The organism is Bradyrhizobium guangxiense (assembly GCF_004114915.1).
Lineage (GTDB): Bacteria > Pseudomonadota > Alphaproteobacteria > Rhizobiales > Xanthobacteraceae > Bradyrhizobium > Bradyrhizobium guangxiense.
Window position 1 is genome coordinate 127,318 of the sequence record NZ_CP022219.1, and the last position, 22,334, is coordinate 149,651.

Genomic DNA, 22,334 nt, shown 5'->3' on the forward strand with positions numbered 1-22,334 from the left:
AACAAGGCGCGGAAGATCAGAGCCACGGGGAAGGACATCAGGATGGCCAAGGACAATCTGTGCGCAATCGTGACGGGGTCGGCCTCCGGCCTTGGCGCTGCGACGGCGGAAATTCTCGCACGCAGCGGAGCGCGGCTCGTCATCAATTATTCGTCGAGCCAGAAGGAGGCCGAGGCCACGGCTGAGGTCTGCCGCAAGGCCGGTGCCGCAGAGGTGCTGGTCGTGCAGGGCGACGTTTCAAAGGACGATGATTGCCGCAAGATTGTCGCCGCCGCCAGCGGCTGGGGCCGGGTCGATATCCTGGTCAACAATGCCGGCACCACCAAGCATGTCGCCCACGCCGATCTCGACGGCTTGTCGGCTGAAGACTTCCAGCGGCTCTATGGCGTCAACACCATCGGCCCGTTCCAGATGGTGCGCGCGGCGCGCAGCCTGCTCGAAGCCGCCGCGAAGGCCTCGGGGCGGCCGGCGGCGGTCGTGAATGTGTCGTCGGTCGCAGGCATCAGCGGCGTCGGCTCGTCGATCGCCTACGCCGCCAGCAAGGGCGCGCTCAACACCATGACGCTGTCGCTGTCGCGCGCGCTGGCGCCGCTGATCCGCGTCAACACCGTGTGCCCCGGCTATATCGACACGCCCTGGTTCACCAAGGGGCGCGGCGAGGCGCAGGCAAAGCAGGTGCGCGACAGCGTGGTGGCGAAGGTGCCGCTCAAGGTCGCGTCAACCGCGAGCGACATTGCCCAGCTCGTCTGCTTCCTGGCGATGCCGGCCTCCAGCAACATGACCGGCGAGGTCGTGCGCATGGATGCAGGGATGCATTTGATTACGTGATGGGTGTCTTGTCGCTGTGACGCTCTAATGGTGCGGCCAACACAGGCGTCATCCCCGCGAACGCGGGGATCCATAACCACAGGGAGGAGTTGCTGCGCGCCTCTGATCACTCCGAGTCTTCGCCAAACCGCTCCCTGTGGCTATGGGTCCCGGAGCGGCGCGCGCTTAGGGCACGCTTGTCCGGGACGACACCGAGTGTGATCACCCCTTGATCACGCCGCTTGCCACCAGCCGGTGCCAGATGAACAGCACCACCACCGCGCCGATGGTTGCGGTGATGAAGCCGGCGCCCTGGTCGGGGCTGTAATGGCCGATGGCCTGGCCGACGAAGGTGGCCAGAAACGCGCCGGCGATGCCGAGGATGGTGGTGAGGATGAAGCCGCTCGGATTGTTCGGCCCCGGCGCGAGCCAGCGCGCGATGAGGCCGGCAATGAAGCCGACGACGATGATCCACAACAGGCCGCCCATGCTCATGACTGTGCTCCCCTTCCCGAAAGCGTGCCGCTCAAGGTCCGACTAGATTCTGCCCGAGATCTCGTTCTCGGTCGGCAGCCGTCCGTCCGGCGTCAAATGGTCGACCACCTGCGGCAGGTATTGGCTGAGGCCATTGAGCAGCTCCTCGCGCGACAGGCCGCTCTGGGCGGACAGGCTCTCGATCTGGTCGGCGCCGAGGGCGCTGGCGAGATCGCCCGGCGCGATCGGCTTGTTTTCGCCCTTGCCGACCCAGGAATTCGCGGCGTCGCCGTGGCCGCCCTGCTGGAGCTGATTGAGGAGATCGCCGAGACCGCCGCTGAGCACGGTGCCGGCCGCGCCGCCCGCGAGCAGGCCGCCGAGACCGCCCTTGAGGATGTCGCCTAGCCCGCCGCCCGCGCCGGCATTCACCGGCGGAGGGGCCGGCGTCGGCGACGGTTGCGGCGCCGTCCCGGACTGGCTTGCGGTCATGTGCTTGAACGCCTTCCAGGCGAGCAGGCCGAGCAGCGCCATGGTCATCGGCGACATGCCGCCGGAGGATTTCTCGGAGCTCGGCGCGCTGGGGCCGCGCGGGCCGTTCTGCATGCCGTTGAGGACGTCGAGTAGACCCATGGTGCTCTCCTTTGGCGTCACGTTCGGCGAGCGCTCGCCACTGACTGCCCCCGGGGCGAAAACATATGGGGCACTCGTGACCGTTACAAGTCGGATGCCCGGCGATTGGTTGCCGGCCTCGCCTCTGCTATCGAAGGCCGGTCATTCAGGGAGCAAGTCAGTGGTTACGGATCGACCGATCGTGGTGGCCGGCGCCGGGGCCATCGGCTGTTTCGTCGGCGGCATGCTGGCGGCCGGCGGCCGCCGTGTCGCGCTGCTGGTGCGGCCGCGCGTCAAGACCGAGATCGAGCGCTTCGGCTTGCGGCTGACCGATTTCGACGGTTCCGAGAAGAGGCTCGGCGCGGGGCAGCTCGCGCTCTCGGAAGATCCCGCGATCTTCCACAGCGCCGGCATCGTGCTGGTCACGGTGAAGAGCGCCGACAGCGCCGCCGTCGCGGATCAGATCGCTCAGCACGCGCCTGAGGATGCCGTCGTCGTCTCGCTTCAGAACGGCGTCGGCAATGTCGCGGTGCTTCGCGAGCGTGTTGGCAGCCGCCGCGTGCTCGCCGGTATGGTGCCGTTCAACGTGATCGCGATGGGCGAGGGTCGTTTCCACCGCTCGACCTCCGGCGATATCCATATCGGTGAGGATGCCGCGAACACCGCCGCGGCGCTCTCGGTGGCCGGCCTCAGCGGGCGCGGGAGCCGTGACATCACCGGCGTGCAATGGGGCAAGCTGATCATCAACCTGAACAACGCGCTCAGCGCGTTGTCGGACATGCCGCTCGCTGCGCAGCTGGCAAGCCGCGACTGGCGAAGGCTGTTCGCCGATCAGATGGTGGAAGGACTTGCCGCGCTGCAGGCCGCCGGCATCACGCCGGTTTCGGCGACGCCGATTCCGATGAGCTGGTCTCCGACCTTGCTGCGGCTGCCAGATGCGATCTTCAACGCGATCCTGGGACGCACGATGAAGATCGATCCCGAGGCGCGCTCCTCGATGTGGCAGGATTTGAAACAGGGCCGAAAGACCGAGATCGACTATCTGCAGGGCGCGGTCATCGCGCTCGCCGAGCAGAACCATGTCGACGTGCCGCTGATGCGCCGCATTGTTGCGCTGATCAGGCAGGCCGAGGCGGCCGGCAACGGTCCGCCGCGGCTGACGCCGCAGCAAATTCGCGGCGCGACGTGAGTGCAGGGAGGAACGCGATGGAACGTCGTTTGATGATCGGGCTCGTGCTCGCCGCGCTCTGCGGCGCATCGACGCTGGCCCATGCAAGGCCGCCGACTGTCGTGAACTCGCCCGGCTATGACAGGCGGCTGCAGGAGAGCAGGTCGCAATTGGATGGTTCGGCGACGGCAGCGCCGGTGGATGTGCCGGTGTCCAAACCGAAGCGCAGCAAGAAGAAGCCAGCGAAGTGATACGCTGCGAGTACGCAGGTGGCGCGACATTCTCAGCCGTCGTCCCGGACAAGCGTAGTGTGTGGCTGCTGCTTCAGCCCTTCTTCGCCGGCTTGCCCGGCGTCGGGTTGAACAACTTCTTCAAATCGTTCAAGCTTTCCGACAGCCGCGGCCATTCGCAGGAGAAGGAGCCCTTGGCGCATGCGCCCTTCGGTCGCTGGCCGACGGTCTGCTGCACCTTCGGCCGCTCGACCGGGACGGGCACGCGTACGCGCTCGGCCTCGGTTCGCAGCGCGATCTGTTGAAGCTGCTGGACCTGTTGCTCCTGCTGCTCGCGCTGCTGGCGAGCCGTGGCTTGGGCCGCTTCATTGTTGCGGCGCTGCTTGGCGAGATAGGCGGTATAGGCTTCGTCGATCTTCTTCTGCTCTTCCGGCGTCGGATTGGGGCCGGCGATGTCGAAGGTGCGATCCTGGAGGAAGTCGTAATAGGAGTAGCCGCCGCCGGGCTTGCGGCGGCCGGCAAACCTGGCGTTGCAATCGGCCAGCGCGGAGGTCTTTTCGGCCTTGGTCGCAGCCCTCTCGGCGGCGTCGGCGCATTCCTCGAAATCGACGGGCGCGCGTTTCCACCATTGCGCCTGGGCATGTGCATGCGTCAGCAGAAAAAATCCTGCTGCGGCAACGAGAAGCAGACGACGCAATGCAATCACGGACGACATTCTACGAGAGCATTCCCTAGGAAACTCAACCCGAACTGAGTCGAGCCGGATTTTTGCCTCTTTATCGCCGGCTTGTCACCCGTGGAACCCGGGAATTTCATGGCTGGGATGCTGACATTTTGTGCTTGACGTGGCGCAGGAGTCACAGCGTCGCGCCGGTAGGCTGCTACACTTCGCCCTGCGCGCGCCTCACCTGAGGCGACGCCAAGAAACACGTCAAGAAAACGAAATGGAAACGCCTGATGCTGCTGCCCCTCTCCGACGTGCCGCGCTGGTACGCTGACCGCAAACCACATGGCACGATCGCCGTCCGCCACGGGCAGGACACGCTGACATGGGACGAGCTCGAGCGCGGCGCCAACCGGCGCGCGCGGGCGTTCGCGGCCAAGGGGGTCAAGCCCGGCGACTTCGTTGCGATCGGATTGCCCAACGGCAATGCGTTCTTCGAGACCTCCTTCGCGGTGTGGAAGTGCGGCGCGACGCCGACCTCGCTGTCGTGGCGATTGCCGCGCGGCGAAGCCGCCGCCGTGCTCGACATTCTGAAGCCGGCGCTGGTGGTTGGCGGCGAGGCGGATTGGAATGCGCCGAACCGTCTGCCCGCCGACTTCGTGCCGGAAGGTTTTTCGGACGAGCCGCTCAATCCGCCGGTGGCGCGCTACTGGAAGGCGATGACATCAGGCGGCTCGACCGGACGGCCCAAGGTGATCCTCGATCCCCATCCTGCCGTGACTGACACCGTCGCGGCGCCGCCGCTCAACATTCCCTTCGGCGTCTCGCTGCTCAATCCGGGGCCGCTCTATCACAATGCGCCGTTCATCGTGTCGCACTACGCGCTGTTCACCGGCGGCAAGCTCACCGGTCTCACCAAATTCGATGCCGAGGAGACGCTGCGGCAGATCGAGCGCGAGCGCGTGCAATGGGTCAATTTCGTGCCGACCATGATGCACCGGATCTGGGCGCTGCCGGAGCACGTGCGCAACGGCTATGATCTCTCGAGCCTGCAGACCGTCTTCCACATGGCCGCGCCGATGCCGCCGTGGCTGAAGGAGAACTGGATCGCCTGGCTCGGGCCCGAGCGGATCTGGGAGCTCTATGGCGGCACCGAGCGGCAGGGGGCCTGCATCATCTCGGGCGCGGAATGGCTGACGCACAAGGGGTCGGTCGGCAAGATCGGCGAGATGGCGAAGCTTCGCATCATCGGCGAGGACGGCAACGACGTCGCGCCCGGCGAGACCGGCGAGATCTATTTCCTGAACAATGACGGCAAGGACGCCACCTATCACTATCTCGGTGCCGAGCCGAAGCGCCGCAGCGATGGCTGGGAGTCGCTCGGCGATATCGGCAGGCTGGATGCGGAGGGCTATCTCTATCTTGGCGACCGCCTCGCCGACATGGTGCTGCGTGGGGGCGCCAACATTTATCCGGCCGAGGTCGAGGCCGCGGTCTCCGCAGCGCCGGGCGTGCGCTCCTGCGTGGTGGTCGGCTTGCCCGATCCGGAATTGGGCCAGCGCGTGCATGCCATCATCGAGCCGGACGGCGATGCCGGCGGCCAGGCGATTGCCGACGGCATGGCGGACTTCCTCAAGGATCGACTGAGCCGCTACAAGCACCCTGAAAGCTTCGAGTTCGTCAGCGTCCCGCCGCGCGATGATTCCGGCAAGGTTCGCAGAACCTTGTTGCGCGACGAGCGCGCCGCGTGGATGAAGGAAGGGCGCGCCTTCCGGATCTGGCCGGCAAAGGCGCGGGCGCACGCCGAGTAGGACAAACCGGGAAGGACCGACATGACGATCACCATCGCAGCGAACAGCGTGCCGAAGCCACCGGCCGAGCTTATCGAGGGCTTTCGGAACGCGCCGACCTCGGTCATTTCAGACAATCTCGCCCGGCTGCCCGGCGCGGTCGGGCTCAAACCCTATCATCGCGGGGCCAAGCTGGTGGGCACGGCCTTCACGGTGCGCACCCGGCCCGGCGACAATCTCGCCATCCACCGCGCGCTGGAGCTGGTCGGTCCCGGCGACGTCATCGTGGTCGATGGCGGCGGCGACGAGACGCGGGCGCTGGTCGGCGAGATCATGAAGAACATCGCGCAATGGCGCAAAGCCGAAGGCTATGTGATCGACGGCGCAATCCGCGATGTCGCCGCCTTCGCGGCCGACGATTTTCCTTGCTATGCCCGCGCCGTGATCCATCGCGGCCCCTACAAGAACGGGCCCGGCGAGATCAACGTGCCGGTGACGATCGGCGGCGGCGTGATCGCGCCCGGCGACATCGTCGTCGGCGACGAGGACGGCGTGGTGTCCTTTCCCGCCGCGGGAGCAGCGGCGTTGCTCGAAGCGGTGCGAGCCCAGGTCGCGCGCGAAGAGGAGACATTGAAGGCGATCCGCGAGGGCCGCTACCAAGGCTCTTACGGCAAATCCTGATCAGAGAAATCCAGGGGAGGACGACGTGAGCCAGAAGGACGAATTCCACAACATCGACAATCCCGACGACGGCCTCTTCCGCGAGCTCGCCGCGGGCGTGACCACGCGCATCTTCTCCGGCGAGCAGGCGATGCTGTCCGTGGTGACGCTGGCGCCGCATGCGCAAGGCACGCTGCACCATCATCCCGAGGAGCAATGGGGCGTGCTGCTCGACGGCTCCGCGATACGCGTCCAGGGCGACGAGGAGATTGCCGTGAAGAAGGGGGATTTCTGGCGCACCCCCGGCAACGTGCCGCACACCATGCGCGCCGGGCCCGATGGAGCCCGCGTGTTGGACATCTTCAGTCCGCCTCGGCCAGAATACAAGAAAGCGGGGTCGGGTTTCGGGACCACGTAAGCGGCGCCAAAGAGCAAAAAGCCAGGCGCTGAAAACAAGAGGGAGGGGACCATGACGATCACACGACGGGCGCTGCTCGCTGCGCCGGCCATTCTCGCGCTCACGCCGGCCATGGCGCAGGCCGGCAAGATCACGCTGGTCGTGCCGTTTCCGCCGGGCGGCTCGACCGACGCGATGGCGCGACTGTTGCAGGCCAGCCTGCAGACCAAGCTTGACCGCATCGTCGTGGTCGAGAACAAGTCGGGCGCGGCCGGGGCGCTCGGTGCGGCGCAGGTCGCCAAGAGCCCGGCCGACGGCACCTCGTTCCTGGTCACCTTCGATTCCCATGCGGTGATTCCGTCGATCCTCGACAAGCCGCCGGTGGATGTCGAGCGCGAGCTGATGCCGGTGCTGCTGATCGGCACCGCGCCTTACGTGATCGCAGCCGGCGCCGGCCGTCCCTACAAGAGCTTCGCCGACGTGGTGGCGGCCTGCAAGGCGACGCCGGGCGCGGTGAAATATGCTTCGGTCGGCATCGGCACGCTCGGCCATCTCGCCATGACCGTGCTCGGTAGCAAGGCCGGCGTCGAGATCATGCACGTGCCCTATCGCGGCGGCGGCCCGGCCATGAACGACGTGCTCGGCGGCCATGTCGATCTCATTGCGGGATCGGCGGCGCTGGTCGCGGCCCAGCTCGGCACCAACATGCTGCGTCCGATCCTGCAGCTCGGCCGCGAGCGGCTGCCCGCGCTGCCGGACACGCAGACCGCGATCGAAGCAGGCTTCCCCGATTTCGAGACGCTGGCCTGGTGGGGCATCTTCGCGCCCGCAGGGACGCCGCCCGACGTCGTCGCCGCCTTCGCGGCGGCGTCCAGGGAGATCCTGAGCGAGCCTGCGACCGCCGCCCAGTTGAAGGAGACGCAGCACATGACGCTGCTGCTCCGGGACGGGGCCGCTTTCAAGACCTTCTTCGACAACCAAGTCGCCTATTGGGGCAAGGTGGTGAAGGACAACAACATCAGGGCGTAGGGCCGACGATCCTTGCGCATTAGGCCAGGCGAGGGCTTCCGATCCCGCCATCGCTTTGATATGTACACCCCAAGGCAACCCGCCAGACGCGGGTTCCGCGGTCCCGTAGCTCAGCCGGATAGAGCGACGGTTTCCTAAACCGTAGGTCGGAAGTTCGAGTCTTCCCGGGATCGCCAGCTTCGCACCACCGTCGTGCCCGCACGACAAGCTCTCCGGCGCAAAAATTGCTAGAAGCAGGCTCCTTCCTTGGCCGACTACAGTCGCCTCCCTGACTAAATCCCGGAGACCATGATGCCTTTTGACTTGATCCTGCGCGGGGGCCGCGTGATCGACCCATCGCAGAAGCTCGATGCCGTGACGGATGTCGCATTTTCGGGCGGCAAGGTCGCCGCGATCGGCACTGGGCTCAAGGCGGACCCGGGCACCGATGTGCGCGACGTCTCGCAGTTCATCGTGACGCCGGGGCTGATCGATCTGCACACCCATGTCTATTGGGGCGGGACCTCGCTCGGCATCGACGCCGAGGAGTTCTGTCGGGCCTCCGGCGTCACCACCTCGGTCGACACCGGCAGCGCCGGGCCCGGCAATTTCGCCGGCTTCCGCAAGCATGTGATCGAGCCGAGCCAGGTCCGCATCCTCGCTTATTTGCACGTCTCGCATGCCGGCATCTTCGGCTTCTCGCACCGGATCATGGTGGGCGAAAGCGAGGAGCTGCGGCTGATGAATCCGATCGAGGCCGCGAAGGTGGCGGACGCCAATCGCGATGTCATCGTCGGCATCAAGGTCCGTGTCGGCCTGCACTCCTCGGGCACCTCGGGCGTGGTGCCGCTCGACATCGCGCTCGAGGTCGCCGACGAGGTCGGCATGCCCCTGATGGCGCATATCGACCATCCGCCGCCGAGCTATGAGGAGGTGCTGGCACGCCTGCGTCCCGGCGACGTGCTGACCCATGCCTTCCGCCCCTTCCCGAACACGCCGGCGACCGCGCAAGGCACGGTGAAGAAGGCGGTGCTGGAGGCGCGCGAGCGCGGCGTGCTGTTCGACATCGGCCACGGCAAGGGCTCGTTCGCCTTCAAGACCGCGCGCGCGATGCTCGCCAACGGCTTCTATCCGGACACGATCTCCTCCGACATCCATCAGCTCTGCATCGACGGGCCCGCCTTCGACCAGGTCACGACGATGTCGAAATTCTTGTGCATGGGCATGGAGCTGCCCGACGTGGTCGCGGCCTCGACGGTGAACGCGGCGATGGCGCTGCGCCGCCCCGAGCTCGGCAGCCTCAAGCCGGGCAGCGTCGGCGACGCCACGCTGATCTCGGTCAGGCAAGGCCAGTTCGACTACGAGGACGTGGTCGGCGAGCACCTGATCGGCGACAGAAAGATCGTGTCCGAAGGTGTCGTCATCGGCGGCCGATGGTGGCATCCGAAGTGAACGGCGTGCACCCGATCACAGCGATCGCGCGATCAACAGCTTCATGATCTCGTTGGTGCCGCCATAGATCTTCTGGATCCGGGAATCGATGAAGATGCGCGAGATCGGATATTCCTGCATGTAGCCGTAGCCACCGAACAGCTGCAGGCATTCGTCGGCGGTTTCGACCTGTTTCTCCGAGCACCAATATTTCGCCATCGACGCCGTCACGGTGTCGAGGTCCTTGGCGATCAGGCGCTCGATGCACCAGTCGACGAAAACGCGCGCGATCATCGCCTCGGTCTTGCGCTCGGCGAGCTTGAAGGCGGTGTTCTGGAAATCCAGCAGCGGCTTGCCGAACGCCTTTCGTTCCTTGGTGTAGTCGGCGGTGAGCTTGACCGCGCGCTCCATCGCGGCGACGGCGCCGCCCGCGAGCGAAAGCCGCTCCTGCGGCAATTGCTGCATCAGCTGGACAAAGCCCTGGCCTTCCTCCTTGCCGAGCAGGTTTTCCGGCGGCACGGCGACGTTGTCGAAGAACAGCTCCGAGGTGTCGGAGGCGTGCAGGCCGATCTTGTCGAGGTTGCGCCCGCGCTTGTAGCCGTCCGCGCCTGCGGTCTCGACCACGATCAGCGAGATGCCTTTCGCGCCCGCTTCGCCGGTGCGCGCGACCACGATGACGAGATCGGCGGCCTGACCGTTGGTGATGAAGGTCTTCTGGCCGTTGATGACGTAGGAATTGCCCTGCTTCTTCGCCGTGGTCTTCACGGCCTGCAGATCCGAGCCGGTGCCGGGCTCGGTCATGGCGATGGCGCCGACCATCTCGCCGGAGGCCATTTTCGGCAGCCAGCGCTTCTTCTGCTCCTCCGAGCCGTAATTGAGGATGTAATGCGCGACGATGGCGCTGTGCACGGAGACGCCGGTGGTCAGCTCCGGCACGGTGCTTTCGAGATCGTCGAGCACCGCTGCGTCATAGGCGAAGGTGGCGCCCAGGCCGCCATATTCCTCCGGCACACTCGCCAGCAGCGCGCCCATTTCGCCGAGCCCGCGCCAGGCGAAGCGGTCGACCATCTTCTGCTCGCGCCATTTCTCGGCATGCGGTGCCAGGTCCTTGGCAAGATATTTCCGGAACTGGTCGCGGAAGACGTCGAGTTCTTCGGTCATCCAGGAGGAACGGTATTGCATCAGGGCCTCGCTCTCAGACAATCAGGCCGCCGCCGGCGACGACCACCTGGCCGCTGATATAATTGGATTCCGGGCTACAGAACAGATAGACGGCATCGGCCGCTTCTTCCGGTGTGCCGCCGCGGCCGAGCGGGATCATCCGCGACATCGCCTCAAGCATGTGCGGCTGCACGCCCACCTTGATGTCGCGGCCGGCGACGTCGATGGTCTTTTGCTGCGCCTCGATCGGCTGTGTCAGGCGGGTGTTGATGAGGCCGAAGGCGACGCAATTGACGTTGACCTTGTAGCGGCCCCACTCCTTGCACATGGTTCGGGTCAGCCCGATCAGCGAGGCCTTGGCCGAGGAATAGCTCGCCTGTCCGGCATTGCCGTAGAGGCCGGCGATCGAGGAGATGTTCACGACCTTGCGGAACACCTCGCGCCCTTCCTCGGCTTCCTTCCTGGCAAAGACGCGGATCGGCTCGGCGGCCGCACGCAGGATGCGGAACGGGGCGACCAGATGGACATCGAGCATGGCCTGAAACTGTTCGTCCGTCATCTTCTGGATGGTGGAGTCCCAGGTGTAGCCGGCATTGTTGACGACGATGTCGAGTCCACCGAACGTGTCCAGCGCGGCACCGACGAAGCGGTCGGCGAACCCCGCCTCCGAGACGCTGCCGTTCACGGCGGCGGCATCGCCGCCCAGAGCCTTGATCTCCGCGACCACGGCATTGCCGGGTTCGGCATCGAGGTCGTTGACCACGACCCTCGCGCCTTCGCGCGCGAGCTTGAGCGCGATCGCGCGCCCGATCCCGCGTCCCGAGCCGGTGACGAGCGCGACCTTGCCTTGCAGTTTAGCCATCTGGATCTCCTTGCCCTTACAGCGCGATGACGGCGCTGCCGTCGAGCTTGATCTCGCCGCGCTCGTCCTTGGTAGTGAGCGCGAGTTTCGCGCGGCGCTCGCCATTGTGCTCGAACAGCTTGGCCACTGTGCCCTCGCAGGTCAGCGTGGCGCCGAGCTGGGTGATAGCCACGAACCGCGTCGCGAAGGCGCGCAGCCTGGTAGGCGGCACAGCATCGGTGACGGCCTGGCCGAGGCAGGCCATCACCAGCATGCCGTGCGCGAACACATCGGGAAATCCGGCCGCCTTGGCAAAGTCGATATCGACGTGGATCGGGTTGTGGTCGCCCGATGCGCCGCAATAGAGCGCGAGGATGTGGCGGGGGATCGGCGGGAAGACCTTGTGGACGATGCGGTCGCCGGCCTTGATGTCTCCGGATGCCGTCATGACGCCACCTCGTTGCGGACGACGATGGTGCGCTCGGTGTCGGCGACATGCACGCCGTCCTGATTGGTCACCTCGCACCGGATGCCGATCAGCGTCATCGCGCCGCCCTTCTTGTCCGTCACGCTGGTCACGTGTGGCCGAAACGTCAGGGTGTCGCCGACAAGAACCGGCGCGTGATAGACGAAGCTCTGCTCGCCATGCAGCACGCGGGCGAGATTGATGCCGAGCGCGCTGAACATCTCGAAGGGGTCGTCGACGTCCATCATCTCGAGGCAGAACAGATAGGTCGGCGGCACCGGCATGCCGCAGAATCCGGCTGCCCGCGCCGCATTTGCGTCGCGATAGACCGGATTCTGCTCACCCAGCGTATTGAGGAAGTAGCGGAGACGGCCGGGCTCCACGCGCGCGGTAACGGGCGTGAAGCTGAGCCCTACGGCGGATTGATCGACCATGCGGATGATCAATGCCGCTTGTAGAGTGTGACGACGCAGGCGCCGCCGAGGCCCAGATTGTGCTGGAGCGCGACCTTCGCTCCCTCGACCTGGGTGGCGCCTGCCGTGCCGCGCAACTGCCGCGTCAGCTCATAGCATTGCGCAAGCCCGGTGGCGCCGAGCGGATGCCCCTTCGACAGCAATCCTCCGGACGGATTGGTCACGATCCGGCCGCCATAGGTGTTGTCGCCGTCATTGATGAACTTGCCGGCTTCCCCTTCGCCGCAGAGGCCTAGCGCCTCGTAGGTGATCAGCTCGTTGTGGGCGAAGCAGTCGTGCAGCTCGACGACGTCGAGATCGCGAGGGCCGATGCCGGCGCTTTCATAAACGCGGCTGGCTGCCTCCTTGGCCATGTCGTAGCCGACCAGCTGCATCATGTCGCCGGCCTTGAAGGTCGACGGCGTGTCGGTGGTCATGGCCTGCGCTGCAATGCGCACCTCTTTGCCGATGCCGTGCTTGTCTGCAAACCGCTCCGACACCAGCACTGCGGCGGCGCCCCCGCAGGTCGGCGGGCAAGCCATCAGGCGCGTCATCACGCCCGGCCAGATCACCTGGTCGTTCATGACGTCGTCCGCAGTGACTTCCTTGCGGAAGAGTGCGAGCGGATTGTTCTTGGCGTGACGGCTCGCCTTGGCGCGCACCTTGGCGAAGGCGTCGAGCGGGGTACCGTACTTTTTCATGTGGCTCAGACCGGCGCCGCCGAAATAGCGCAGCGCCAGCGGAATGCCGGGAGCGTCAATCAGCCGGTCCGCAGCGGCGTCGAATTCCTCGAATGCGCTTGGCCGATCGGTATAGACGCTGCCGAGCGCGCCGGGCTTCATTTGCTCGAAGCCGACCGCCAGCACGCAATCCAGCGCCCCGCTCGCGATCATCTGCCGCGCCATGAACAGCGCGGTCGAGCCGGTCGAGCAATTGTTGTTGACGTTGACGATGGGGATGCCGGTCATCCCGACATGGTAGAGCGCGCGCTGTCCGCAGGTGGAATCACCGTAGACGTAGCCGACATAGGCCTGTTCCACCTTCTCGTAGCCGAGGCCGGCATCCGCAAGCGCCAGCTTGACCGCTTCCGTCCCCATCTCGTGATAGGGCGCGCTGGCGCCCGGCTTGGCGAACGGGATCATGCCGACCCCGGCGACGATCACGTCAGACATCGCTTCCTCCCGTTAAATTACCCATTGGACTTTTTCTTACCCATCGGTAACATATCGCCCGATCTCCACCAGAGTCAACCGATCGACCATGGATTCAGCGCCGCCCGCTCCGCCTTCATCGCCTTCGCCATGGCTGCCGTTCGAGAGCCGGCGCCGCGCCCGCGACGAGAAGCGCGAGGCGGTGCTGCGCGCCGCCGTGCAGCTGTTCCTGGAGCAGGGCTATCATCGCGTGACGCTGAACAAGGTCGCCGAGCGGCTGAACATCACCAAGCCCGCGCTGTATAATTATTTCCGCGGCAAGGACGAGATCCTGTTCGAATGCTGGTCGATGGGTGCCGAGCTCGTCGACAGCGTGATCACGGAGATCAACGCCGGTGGTGGTTCCGGCCTTTCCAAGCTGCGCAAGCTGGTTCACGCCTATGCCGCGCTGATGGCGACCGATTTTGGCGCGAGCCTGGTACGTTTCGATCTTCGCGATCTGACGGAGCGGAACGCCGCCGTCGCACGCGCCGCCAAGAAGAGGATCGACGCCACCTTCCGGCGCTACATCGCCGCAGGCACCGCCGACGGTTCGATACGGCCATGTGATCCCAAGCTTGCAGCGTTCGCGATCGCGGGTGCGCTCAACTGGATCGGCCATTGGTATCGGCGGGAGGGCAAGCTGTCGCCGACGGCAATCGCCGACGAGTTCACGGTGCGGCTGACGGACGGTCTGGCGGCCGACGGTCGGCTGCAGATGACAAAGAAGACGCCGAGAGCGCCGCAAGGGCGCAACTCAGGACGCAAAACAACAGGGAAGAAACGCACGGGAGGAGGATCGGGATGAACATAACGCACGGACTGCGCAGGGCGCTGCAAATCAATCCGAATGGGATGGCCACCGTCTATGGCCGGCGACGCCGGAGCTGGGGCGAGCTCGGCGAACGCGTTGCGAGGCTCGCCGGCGGCCTGCGCACGCGCGGCGTCGGGGGCGGCGACCGTGTTGCGGTGCTATCCTTCAACTCGGACCGCTATCTCGAGCTCTATCTGGCAACCGGTTGGGCGGGCGGCGTGATTGTGCCGCTCAACATCCGCTGGAGCGCTCTGGAAAACGAGGATGCGCTCCACGACTGCCGCGCCTTCGCTCTCCTGGTCGACAAGGCCTTTGCGCAGGTTGGTGCGCAGCTCGCGGGCGCCATTCCGGGGCTGAAGCTGATCTATGCCGACGACGGCGAAGTGCCGGCCGGAATGGAGAGCTATGAGGATCTGATCGCCGGCAGCGCTCCGGTGGCGGATGCCATGCGCAAGGGCGAGGATCTCGCCGGCATCTTCTACACCGGCGGCACCACCGGGCGCTCCAAGGGTGTGATGCTCAGCCACCAGAACCTGATGGCCAATGCGCTCAACGCGCTGGGCGAAGGGCTGTTTCCGGCGAGCACGACCTATCTGCACGCGGCGCCGATGTTTCATCTCGCCAACGGTGCGGCGATGTATTCGCTGCTGCTCTCCGGCGGCTCGAACGTGATCGTTCAGGGCTTCACGCCCGAAGGCGTGATGGCCGCGATGCAGAACGAGCGGGTCACCGACGTGCTGCTGGTGCCCACGATGATCCAGATGCTGGTCGATCACCCCGCGATCGGCAATTACGACCTGTCTTCGCTTCAGCACATCATCTACGGGGCCTCGCCGATCAGCGAGGCGGTGCTCGACCGTGCCGCGCGCGCACTGCCGCATGTCCGTTTCACCCAGGCCTACGGCATGACCGAATTGTCGCCGATCGCGACGCTGCTGCATGCCGGCGAGCATGTCGGGGAGGGGCGCAGAAAGGGTCGTCATCGCGGTGCTGGCCGCGCCACGCTCGGTTGCGAGGTGCGAATCGTCGACGAATACGATCAACCCGTGCCGACGGGCGCTGTCGGCGAGATCGTGGTGCGCGGCGACACCGTGATGATGGGCTATTGGGAGCGGCCGGAGGAGACGGCGCGGGCCGTCGTCGACGGCTGGATGCATACAGGCGATGGCGGCTACATGGACGAGGACGGGTTCATCTATGTCGTCGACCGCGTGAAGGACATGATCATCTCCGGCGGCGAGAACGTGTACTCGGTCGAGGTCGAGAACGCGCTGGCGCAGCATCCGTCGGTGCTGCAATGCGCGGTCATCGGAATTCCCAATGAGCGATGGGGAGAGCAGGTCCATGCCGTCGTGGTCAAACGCAGCGGCGTGGAGATATCGGCCGACGAACTGATCGAGTTCACGAAGACGTTAATCGCCGGTTACAAATGTCCGCGCAGCATCGAGATCACCGAGACACCGTTGCCGTTGTCCGGCGCCGGCAAGGTGCTGAAGCGCGAACTGCGCCGCCCGTTCTGGGAAGGTCGGGAACGGCGAGTCAGCTGAGGGTTCCGCGCGTTACGGCATGCGCGCCGACGACGCGTGAGGTTGATGTTTCCAGATCGCGGTCGCGCGAGTATCTTTTGCGGGACTCATCGGGAACATCCAATCTTGGTCCAGAGGCGAGAGTTCAAGCTCGACATCGAGCGCATCGGCACGGTCTCGGCGATCCTGACGCAGCCGGCCGATGCGCGCGCCTGCTACGTCCTCGCGCACGGGGCCGGTGCGGACATGCGACATGCCTTCATGGAGAAGGTCGCGGAGGGCCTCGGCGATCGCGGCATCGCGGCGTTCCGCTTCAATTTTCCCTACATGGAAGAGAAGAAGGGGCGGCCCGACCAGCCCGTCGTCGCACACGCCGCCATTCGCGCGGCGGTCGCGGAGGCGGCGCGGCTCTGCCCCGGTCTCAAGCTCGTGGCGGGCGGAAAGTCGTTCGGCGGGCGCATGACCTCGCAGGCGCAGGCCAAGGCCGCCTTGCCCGATGTCAAAGGCCTCGCCTTCCTCGGCTTTCCCCTGCATGCCACCAAGAAGCCGTCGTCCGAGCGGGCCGAGCATCTCGCCGGAATCACCATCCCCATGCTGTTCCTGCAAGGCACGCGCGATGGACTTGCCGATCTGAGCTACCTCAGGCCTGTCATCTCGGCGCTCGGGCCGAAGGCGACGCTGCATGAGGTCGAAGGCGGCGATCACTCCTTCGCGGTGCTGAAGAAGTCCGGCCGGACCAATGAAGACGCGCTCATAGAGGTGCTGGACGTGCTCACAGCCTGGATCGATGGGATCGCCTGAAGCTCAGGCCGAATAAAGCCCGTTGTCGCGCGCCTTCTGGATCGCCAGCGCGGCGATCAGGTCGAGTGTCGGTGTCGACAGGCCGGCGGTGCGCGCGAAGGCTTGGGGCGCCTTAACCAGCACGTCGATCTCCATGGCGCGGCCGAGCTCGTAATCCTGCAGCAGCGACGGCTTGTGGTTGGGCGCGGGGCCGCTGCGCGTGACGCGCTTGACCTCGGGAATGAAGTGCTGGGCGATCTCGTTGGCCTCGTTCAGCATGCGTGGAATCACCTCCGCGAAGGCGGGGTCGTCGCGCACGCCGCGCGCGGTCAGGCCGGTGAGCAGGCACAGCACCGATAGCGACATGTTGGTCAGCAGCTTTGACCAGATCGCCTCGCGGATCTCGGCCACCGGCGGCGATTCCAACCGCGCGTCGTTGAGGACGTTGCGCAGCTTCGTGATCCGCTCGCAATTGCGATCGTCGCATTCGCCGATCAGAAGGCGGTTGCGGTCCGGGGTGAGGTTCTGCACCACGCCGGGCGCGGTCACCTCGTTGGAGGAGAAGATGACGCCGCCGATGATCCGCTCCTTCGGAATGCAGGCGCGCAGGCGGCCGCCGGGATCGAGGAAAGAAATGTCGGGCGGTGTCGGGTGGCGCGGCGGCAAGCCGATACCGTACCACCAGGGAACGCCGTTCTGAGCGAACACGATGGCGGTGTTGTCCTGAAGCAGCGGCTTGATGCTGGACACCAGTCCGGGCAGCGCGGTCGCCTTCAGCGTGGAGATCACGACATCCTGCGGGCCGAGCTGGGCCGGATCCCCTGACGCGTTCACCTTGGCGGAAACCTCGGAATCGCCGACTCGCAGCTTGAGGCCGTTCGCGCGCACCGCTTCCAGATGCGCACCCCGCATCACGCATGATACGTCATGGCCGGCGCGCGCCAGCCGCACCGCGATGTGGCTGCCGACGGCGCCCGCGCCGAAAATGCAGATGCGCATGATGATTCCGTCCTGTCCCTTGGTGCCACCGGACGGCAGCATGACACAAGCCGCCATGCGATGGGCGCGACCGCCCCACGCTGGAAAGATATGGATCGGGATGCGCTGCCTCGGTCATAGTGCGTGCCAAGCAAATGACCGGAGGATCGCCGATGACTGCCAGCCCCGTCCTGTGGAGCCTCGATGAACGCGGGGTTGCGACCGTCACGTTGAACCGGCCGGAGGTCAACAATGCCTATGACGGCGCGTTGATCGCGGGCGTGCTCGCGGCCATGGACGATCTCGGCGGGAAGCCCGGCCTTCGCGTCGTGGTGCTCAAGGGCAACGGTAAGCACTTCCAGGCCGGCGCCGACCTGAAATGGATCAACGGCGTGCGGCCGCAATCGACTGAAGCGAACGAGGCGGCCTCGCGAGCGACCTTCGAGGCGGTGCAGCGGCTCAACACGCTGCCGATCCCGACCGTCGCGCTGGTGCAGGGCGGCTGCTTCGGCGGCGGCACCGGCGTCATCGCGGCCTGCGACGTCGTGATTGCCGCCGACAATGCGCTATTTTCGATCACAGAGGTGCGCTGGGGCCTGACCGCCGCGATCATCATCCCGCAGCTCTGCGACGCCATCGGAGTACGGCAGGGGCGCCGCTACGCGCTCACCGGCGAACGCTTCGGCGCCGAGGACGCCCGCCGCATCGGCCTCGTCCACGACGTGGTGCCGCTCGCTGAACTCGAGGCCGCAGGCGCCAAGGTGGTTGAGCAGCTGCTCGCCAACGGCCCTGAGGCGATGGCCGAAACCAAGCGCCTCGCGCTGGAAAGCTCGTTCGGCGGCATGGCGGTGGACGACGCCGCCTACATCCGGCTCGTGCAACTGCATTCGCTCAAGCGCCAGAGCGCCGAGGCTGCGGAAGGGCTGGCCTCGTTCGCCGAGAAGCGTGGGGCGAGGTGGGGCGGCGGAAAGATTTGATCGTCAGCAGCCGCGGCAGATGTTGTTGATGCTGCGATAGACGGCGTCGTCCTCCTGCCGCATCTGCCGCAGCGTTTCGAGGGTCTTGCCGTCGCTGGCCGGTGCAGCGGGCTTGCGCTTCGCCGCCAGCTCGTCCTCCTGGCGCTTGTAGCAGGCCTCGCGATCAGGCTTGGTTTGGATGAAGCGGCAATTCTGCTCCACGGCCGAGGTGGCAGTGGTTGAGATCACAAGAACCGTCAGGGCGGGAAGGGCGAATTTCAAAAGCGTCGAATCCATGCGCGCCCTTCTGTCAGGTCCGTCATTCCCGGGCAACCGTCTTTTGGCGGGCGTGTAGCCCGGATGGAGCGAAGCGCAATCTGGGGGCCGGCTTCCCTGCATTCCGCTGCGCTCCATGCGGGCTACGGCACCGCAATTCACAACGACGGTGCGAGTGACGTTTTCAGCAAGGTCAGTAGCGCCTGCACCGCGGCTGCGTTGCGTCGCCGCTCGGGGATCGCGGCCTTCACCCACAATTCCGGAATCGGAAAGTCGCGCAGCACCGGCTTCAGCCTGCCGTCGCGCAAGGCATCCGCGACCAGATAATGCGAGATCAGCGCGATGCCGTTGCCGGCAATCGCGCTCTGCGCCAGCACGTGTCCCTCGTTGGAGGAGAGCAGCGGGCTGACCTGGATGCTGATGCGGCCGCGCGGGCCGTCAAAGACCCATTCCGGGCCGGTCGGCAGAAAGCTGAGGCAGCGATGCTCAACGAGATCGCGCGGATGTCTCGGCGTGCCGTGCTTCTTCAAATAGGCGGGCGAGGCGCAGAGCAGCCGCTTCAGCGCGCACAGCGGCTCGTCGACCACGCCGCCGAAGGAGTGCGGGAAGGCGCCGATAGCGATGTCGAAGCCTTCGGCGACGGGATCGACCGGGCGGTCGATCAGCACGATCTCGAGCTTGAGCTTCGGGTTCTGGGTCTGGAACGCGCTGAAGGCGTCGGCGAGCCGCGCCACCGTCAGCGAGGTCGGGGCCTTGATGCGCAGATGATCGACGAGGTCGTGACCCTTCTCGCCCATGCGCGAGAGCAGATCGGTCGCGTCAGTCACCACGCCGCGCGCACGATGCACGTAGCGCTGCCCGGCTTCGGTCAGCCGCAATTGCCGGGTCGAGCGGTGAAACAGCGGCGTGCCGATCCGCGCCTCCAACTGCGTGACGCGCTTGGCGACCACCGAGGTCGAGACGTTGAGCTTTCGCGCGGCGGCCGAGAAGCCGGCCGCATCGGCGGTGGCAAGGAAGGCCTGGAGGTTCACGAGGATGTCCATCTTGACCTTTCTCGATTTGCGAAAGCTGATCGCGTATTTTGGTGGATTGTAGCTCGCTGCGCGTTAATTCATAGTCGTCCCAAGCAAAGGAAGTTCGGGAGGGGACGCGCCATGCGGGCCATGACGATCGAAGAACCGGCACGACAGGTGCCGCTCTATGGCGAATACGAAGTCGTCGTGCTCGGCGGCGGGCCGGCCGGCATCATCGCTGCGGCCTCAGCCGCGCGCGCCGGGCGGAAGACGCTGCTGATCGAACGCTACGGCTTCCTCGGCGGCATGGGCACGGCGGCCGGCGTCACCAATTTCTGCGGCCTGCATGGCAATGTCCATGGCGAGCACCGCCGGCTGGTGCAGGGCATGGCGTCGGAGCTGCTGGCGCGGATCGACCATCTGAACGGTCTCAACACGCCGCATCTGATCCTCGGCAAGGTGTTCGCCCAGGCCTATGACACAGCGGCCTACAAGATCGCGGCCGACGAGCTGCTCGCCAGCCACAAGGTCCACATGCTCTTCCATGCCCTCGGCGCCGGCGTGGTGATGAGCGATGACAGCCGCATCGACGCGCTTCTGGTCGAGACCAAGGCCGGTCGGCAGGCGGTGCGCGCGGAGATCTTCATCGACTGCTCCGGCGACGGTGACCTCGCGGTCTGGGCCGGTGCGCCGTTCGAGATCGGCGACGCGCACGGCCATCCGCTTTACCCTTCGATGATGCTCCGCCTCAACGGCATCGATCCCGCCAAGGCGGGCGATGCCTGGCGCACCATCCCGCAATTGATGGAACAGGCCATCGCGGCCGGCACGCACACATTTCCGCGGAAAAGCGCGATCGTACGGCCGCAAAAGTCCGGCATCGAATGGCGGGGGAATTTCACGCAAGTGGCGCGCGAGGACGGCCACGCCATCAATGGCGTCGAGCCCGACGATCTCACCCGCGGCGAGATCGAGGGCCGCAAGCAGGCACTCGCCGCTTACGAGTTCCTGCGCAGCACCGTGCCGGGCTTCGAAAAGTCCTACATCGTCGATCTGCCGCCGCAGCTCGGCATCCGCGAGACCCGCCGCATCACGGGCGGCTACCGGCTCAGCGGCGAGGACGTGCTCGGCTGCGCCTCGTTCGCGGATTCCATCGGCGTCAATGGTTGGCCGATCGAGGCCCATGTGCCCGGTGATGTCGTCTTCACTTTCCCGCCGATCCCGGAATCCCGGGGCTATAATGAGCTGCCTTACCGGATGCTGGTGCCCGAAGGCGTCGACAATCTCCTGGTCGCCGGCCGCTGTGCTTCGATGACCCACGAAGGCCAGTCGGCGGCGCGGGTCTCCGGTGCCTGTTTCGTGATGGGCGAGGCAGCCGGTTCCGCCGCCGCGCTGGCGCTTGCCGGAAACAGGATCCCGCGTGACATCCCCGTTGAAAAATTGCAGGAAACGTTGAAACAACAGGGCGCCTTCGTTGGGCGGGACCAGCCGGTGCCCGAAGGCCTGTGACGGACTGCTGACAGAACAACCAAAAGAATCACAACGGAGGAAACGGGGATGATCGGGATTGCACGGCTCGCGGCAGCCGGCCTTTTGGCGATCATGGCGCTGGGTGCAGCCCGGGCCGAGGACGCGCTGAAGGCCAAGATCGGCGTGCTTCGCCTGTCGTCCTCTGCGCCGGTCTTCATTGCGCAGGACAAGGGCTATTTCCGCGAGGCCGGCCTCGACGTCGAGCTGAAATTCTTCGACGCGGCCCAGCCGATCGCGGTCGCCACCACATCCGGCGACGTCGATTTCGGCATCACCGCCTTCACCGCGGGTCTCTATAATCTCGCCGGCAAGGGGACGCTGAAGGTGATCGGTGGCATGAGCCGCGAGAAGGCCGGCTATCCGCTGATCGGCTATTTCGCCAGCAACAATGCCTATGCGGCCGGGCTGAAGACACCGAAGGACCTCGCCGGCAAGCGCGTGGCGATGACCCAGGTCGGATCGAGCTTTCACTATTCGCTCGGTCTGCTCGCCGACAAATACGGTTTCAAGCTTGCGGACGTGAAGATCGTGCCGCTGCAGTCGCTGTCGAATGCGGCGGCCGCGCTCAAGGGCGAGACCGTCGATGCGGCGCTGCTGCCGATCTCGACCGCGCGAAAGCTGATGGACGAGGGCGGCGCGAAGTTCCTGGGCTGGGTCGGCGACGAGACGCCGTGGCAGCTGGGCGCGGTGTTTGCATCGCCGAAGACGCTGACCAACAAGGCGCTGGTGACGAAGCTGCTCGGTGCTTTGGCCAAGGCCGATCGCGAATATCACGACGTCATCCTCGCCGCGATGAAGGATGGTGTCGCCCCGATCAACGACAGGACCAAACCGCTGCTGGAGATCATCGCCAAGTATACCAATCTCCCGGTCGAGCAGGTGGTCGGCAACTGTGCCTATATCGATCCCGACGGCAAGCTCGACGTGAAGAACGTCGACAACCAGATCAAATGGCTGCAGGAGCAGGGCTTTGCCGACAAGGGCTTTGATGCGAATGCGATCATCGCCAAGGATTTTGTGAAGGCGGATTAACCTTCGTCATTCCGGGGCTCGCGAAGCGAGAACCCGGAATCTCGAGGTTCCGGGTCTGATCCTTCGGATCATCCCGGAACG

The 22,334-nt window shown here is 65.7% G+C and carries 25 protein-coding genes and 1 tRNA gene; 15 read left to right on the plus strand and 11 right to left on the minus strand.

The genetic code is table 11. From position 1 onward, the window contains the following. Positions 1–42 precede the first annotated feature (42 nt). Positions 43–828 (plus strand): SDR family NAD(P)-dependent oxidoreductase, encoded by a 786-nt coding sequence (locus X268_RS00570; protein ID WP_128923126.1) that lies wholly within the window; start codon positions 43–45, stop codon positions 826–828. A 201-nt stretch (positions 829–1,029) separates the two neighbouring features. Here X268_RS00570 and X268_RS00575 read toward each other — a convergent pair whose 3' ends face one another. Next, positions 1,030–1,302: a GlsB/YeaQ/YmgE family stress response membrane protein gene (locus X268_RS00575; RefSeq protein ID WP_172786583.1), complete on the minus strand. Its 273-nt coding sequence runs from the start codon at positions 1,300–1,302 to the stop codon at positions 1,030–1,032. Between the two features lie 42 nt (positions 1,303–1,344). Next, complete coding sequence (locus X268_RS00580) at positions 1,345–1,911, minus strand: YidB family protein (protein WP_128923127.1); 567 nt, start codon at positions 1,909–1,911, stop codon at positions 1,345–1,347. A gap of 160 nt (positions 1,912–2,071) precedes the next feature. Here X268_RS00580 and X268_RS00585 point away from each other — a divergent pair, with 160 nt between their 5' ends. Beyond that, positions 2,072–3,079 carry a 2-dehydropantoate 2-reductase gene (locus X268_RS00585; protein WP_128923128.1) on the plus strand — a complete coding sequence of 336 codons (1,008 nt, stop codon included), beginning with the start codon at positions 2,072–2,074 and terminating at the stop codon, positions 3,077–3,079. Between the two features lie 17 nt (positions 3,080–3,096). After that, positions 3,097–3,309, plus strand: a complete 213-nt coding sequence (locus X268_RS00590) for a hypothetical protein (protein WP_128923129.1) — start codon at positions 3,097–3,099, stop codon at positions 3,307–3,309. Between the two features lie 73 nt (positions 3,310–3,382). On the opposite strand, the gene X268_RS39135 is transcribed toward X268_RS00590, so the two are convergent. Continuing rightward, positions 3,383–4,003: a hypothetical protein gene (locus X268_RS39135; RefSeq protein WP_164937452.1), complete on the minus strand. Its 621-nt coding sequence runs from the start codon at positions 4,001–4,003 to the stop codon at positions 3,383–3,385. 242 nt (positions 4,004–4,245) lie between these two features. On the opposite strand from X268_RS39135, the gene X268_RS00600 reads away from it, so the two are divergent. From X268_RS00600 to X268_RS00625, 6 genes are all read left to right on the plus strand, one after another. Beyond that, positions 4,246–5,763, plus strand: coding sequence for an AMP-binding protein (locus X268_RS00600; RefSeq protein ID WP_128923130.1), 1,518 nt, complete (start codon positions 4,246–4,248; stop codon positions 5,761–5,763). 21 nt (positions 5,764–5,784) lie between these two features. Then, positions 5,785–6,423 carry an RraA family protein gene (locus X268_RS00605; protein ID WP_128923131.1) on the plus strand — a complete coding sequence of 213 codons (639 nt, stop codon included), beginning with the start codon at positions 5,785–5,787 and terminating at the stop codon, positions 6,421–6,423. Between the two features lie 25 nt (positions 6,424–6,448). Next, the gene (locus tag X268_RS00610) at positions 6,449–6,820 is read left to right on the plus strand and encodes a cupin domain-containing protein (RefSeq protein ID WP_128923132.1); all 372 of its coding nucleotides are present in this window, start codon (positions 6,449–6,451) and stop codon (positions 6,818–6,820) included. 51 nt (positions 6,821–6,871) lie between these two features. Next, on the plus strand, positions 6,872–7,828 hold the full coding sequence (locus X268_RS00615; RefSeq protein WP_128923133.1) for a tripartite tricarboxylate transporter substrate-binding protein: 957 nt from the start codon (positions 6,872–6,874) through the stop codon (positions 7,826–7,828). Between the two features lie 99 nt (positions 7,829–7,927). Then, positions 7,928–8,004, plus strand: a tRNA-Arg gene (locus tag X268_RS00620). Positions 8,005–8,119: 115 nt separating this feature from the next. Continuing rightward, positions 8,120–9,259, plus strand: a complete 1,140-nt coding sequence (locus tag X268_RS00625; protein ID WP_128923134.1) for an amidohydrolase/deacetylase family metallohydrolase — start codon at positions 8,120–8,122, stop codon at positions 9,257–9,259. A gap of 15 nt (positions 9,260–9,274) precedes the next feature. Here the strand turns inward: X268_RS00625 and X268_RS00630 are convergent, their stop codons facing one another. Genes X268_RS00630 through X268_RS00650 form a run of 5 tightly spaced genes read right to left on the minus strand, consistent with a single transcriptional unit; the run spans position 9,275 to position 13,330 of the window. Beyond that, on the minus strand, positions 9,275–10,420 hold the full coding sequence (locus tag X268_RS00630; protein WP_128923135.1) for an acyl-CoA dehydrogenase family protein: 1,146 nt from the start codon (positions 10,418–10,420) through the stop codon (positions 9,275–9,277). 13 nt (positions 10,421–10,433) lie between these two features. Beyond that, positions 10,434–11,261: an SDR family NAD(P)-dependent oxidoreductase gene (locus tag X268_RS00635; RefSeq protein ID WP_128923136.1), complete on the minus strand. Its 828-nt coding sequence runs from the start codon at positions 11,259–11,261 to the stop codon at positions 10,434–10,436. Between the two features lie 16 nt (positions 11,262–11,277). After that, entirely contained in the window at positions 11,278–11,688 is a 411-nt protein-coding gene (locus X268_RS00640; protein WP_128923137.1) for a MaoC/PaaZ C-terminal domain-containing protein, read from the minus strand. Continuing rightward, on the minus strand, positions 11,685–12,140 hold the full coding sequence (locus X268_RS00645; RefSeq protein ID WP_128923138.1) for a MaoC family dehydratase N-terminal domain-containing protein: 456 nt from the start codon (positions 12,138–12,140) through the stop codon (positions 11,685–11,687). Before X268_RS00645 ends, X268_RS00640 begins: the two co-directional genes overlap by 4 nt. 8 nt (positions 12,141–12,148) lie before the next feature. After that, a complete protein-coding gene (locus X268_RS00650; RefSeq protein WP_128923139.1) occupies positions 12,149–13,330 on the minus strand; it encodes a lipid-transfer protein in 1,182 nt (393 codons plus the stop codon). 88 nt (positions 13,331–13,418) lie between these two features. On the opposite strand from X268_RS00650, the gene X268_RS00655 reads away from it, so the two are divergent. The 3 genes from X268_RS00655 (at position 13,419) to X268_RS00665 (ending at position 16,489) form a co-directional block, all read left to right on the plus strand. After that, on the plus strand, positions 13,419–14,156 hold the full coding sequence (locus X268_RS00655; protein WP_128923140.1) for a TetR/AcrR family transcriptional regulator: 738 nt from the start codon (positions 13,419–13,421) through the stop codon (positions 14,154–14,156). Beyond that, positions 14,153–15,709: an acyl-CoA synthetase gene (locus tag X268_RS00660; protein WP_128923141.1), complete on the plus strand. Its 1,557-nt coding sequence runs from the start codon at positions 14,153–14,155 to the stop codon at positions 15,707–15,709. The genes X268_RS00655 and X268_RS00660 overlap by 4 nt, the downstream gene beginning before the upstream one ends. Before the next feature lie 105 nt (positions 15,710–15,814). Then, a complete protein-coding gene (locus tag X268_RS00665) occupies positions 15,815–16,489 on the plus strand; it encodes an alpha/beta hydrolase family protein (RefSeq protein ID WP_430648249.1) in 675 nt (224 codons plus the stop codon). A gap of 3 nt (positions 16,490–16,492) precedes the next feature. On the opposite strand, the gene X268_RS00670 is transcribed toward X268_RS00665, so the two are convergent. Then, positions 16,493–17,467 carry a 2-dehydropantoate 2-reductase gene (locus X268_RS00670; RefSeq protein ID WP_128929105.1) on the minus strand — a complete coding sequence of 325 codons (975 nt, stop codon included), beginning with the start codon at positions 17,465–17,467 and terminating at the stop codon, positions 16,493–16,495. Positions 17,468–17,619: 152 nt separating this feature from the next. Here X268_RS00670 and X268_RS00675 point away from each other — a divergent pair, with 152 nt between their 5' ends. Next, positions 17,620–18,423 carry an enoyl-CoA hydratase-related protein gene (locus X268_RS00675; RefSeq protein ID WP_128923142.1) on the plus strand — a complete coding sequence of 268 codons (804 nt, stop codon included), beginning with the start codon at positions 17,620–17,622 and terminating at the stop codon, positions 18,421–18,423. A 3-nt stretch (positions 18,424–18,426) separates the two neighbouring features. On the opposite strand, the gene X268_RS00680 is transcribed toward X268_RS00675, so the two are convergent. Both X268_RS00680 and X268_RS00685 read right to left on the minus strand, forming a co-directional pair. After that, complete coding sequence (locus tag X268_RS00680; protein WP_208764412.1) at positions 18,427–18,699, minus strand: hypothetical protein; 273 nt, start codon at positions 18,697–18,699, stop codon at positions 18,427–18,429. Between the two features lie 137 nt (positions 18,700–18,836). Continuing rightward, entirely contained in the window at positions 18,837–19,721 is an 885-nt protein-coding gene (locus X268_RS00685; RefSeq protein WP_128923143.1) for a LysR family transcriptional regulator, read from the minus strand. A gap of 111 nt (positions 19,722–19,832) precedes the next feature. Between X268_RS00685 and X268_RS00690 the strand changes: the two genes are divergently transcribed. Then, a complete protein-coding gene (locus tag X268_RS00690; protein WP_128923144.1) occupies positions 19,833–21,200 on the plus strand; it encodes an FAD-dependent oxidoreductase in 1,368 nt (455 codons plus the stop codon). A gap of 48 nt (positions 21,201–21,248) precedes the next feature. Then, on the plus strand, positions 21,249–22,253 hold the full coding sequence (locus tag X268_RS00695; protein WP_128923145.1) for an ABC transporter substrate-binding protein: 1,005 nt from the start codon (positions 21,249–21,251) through the stop codon (positions 22,251–22,253). Positions 22,254–22,334: the final 81 nt, after the last annotated feature.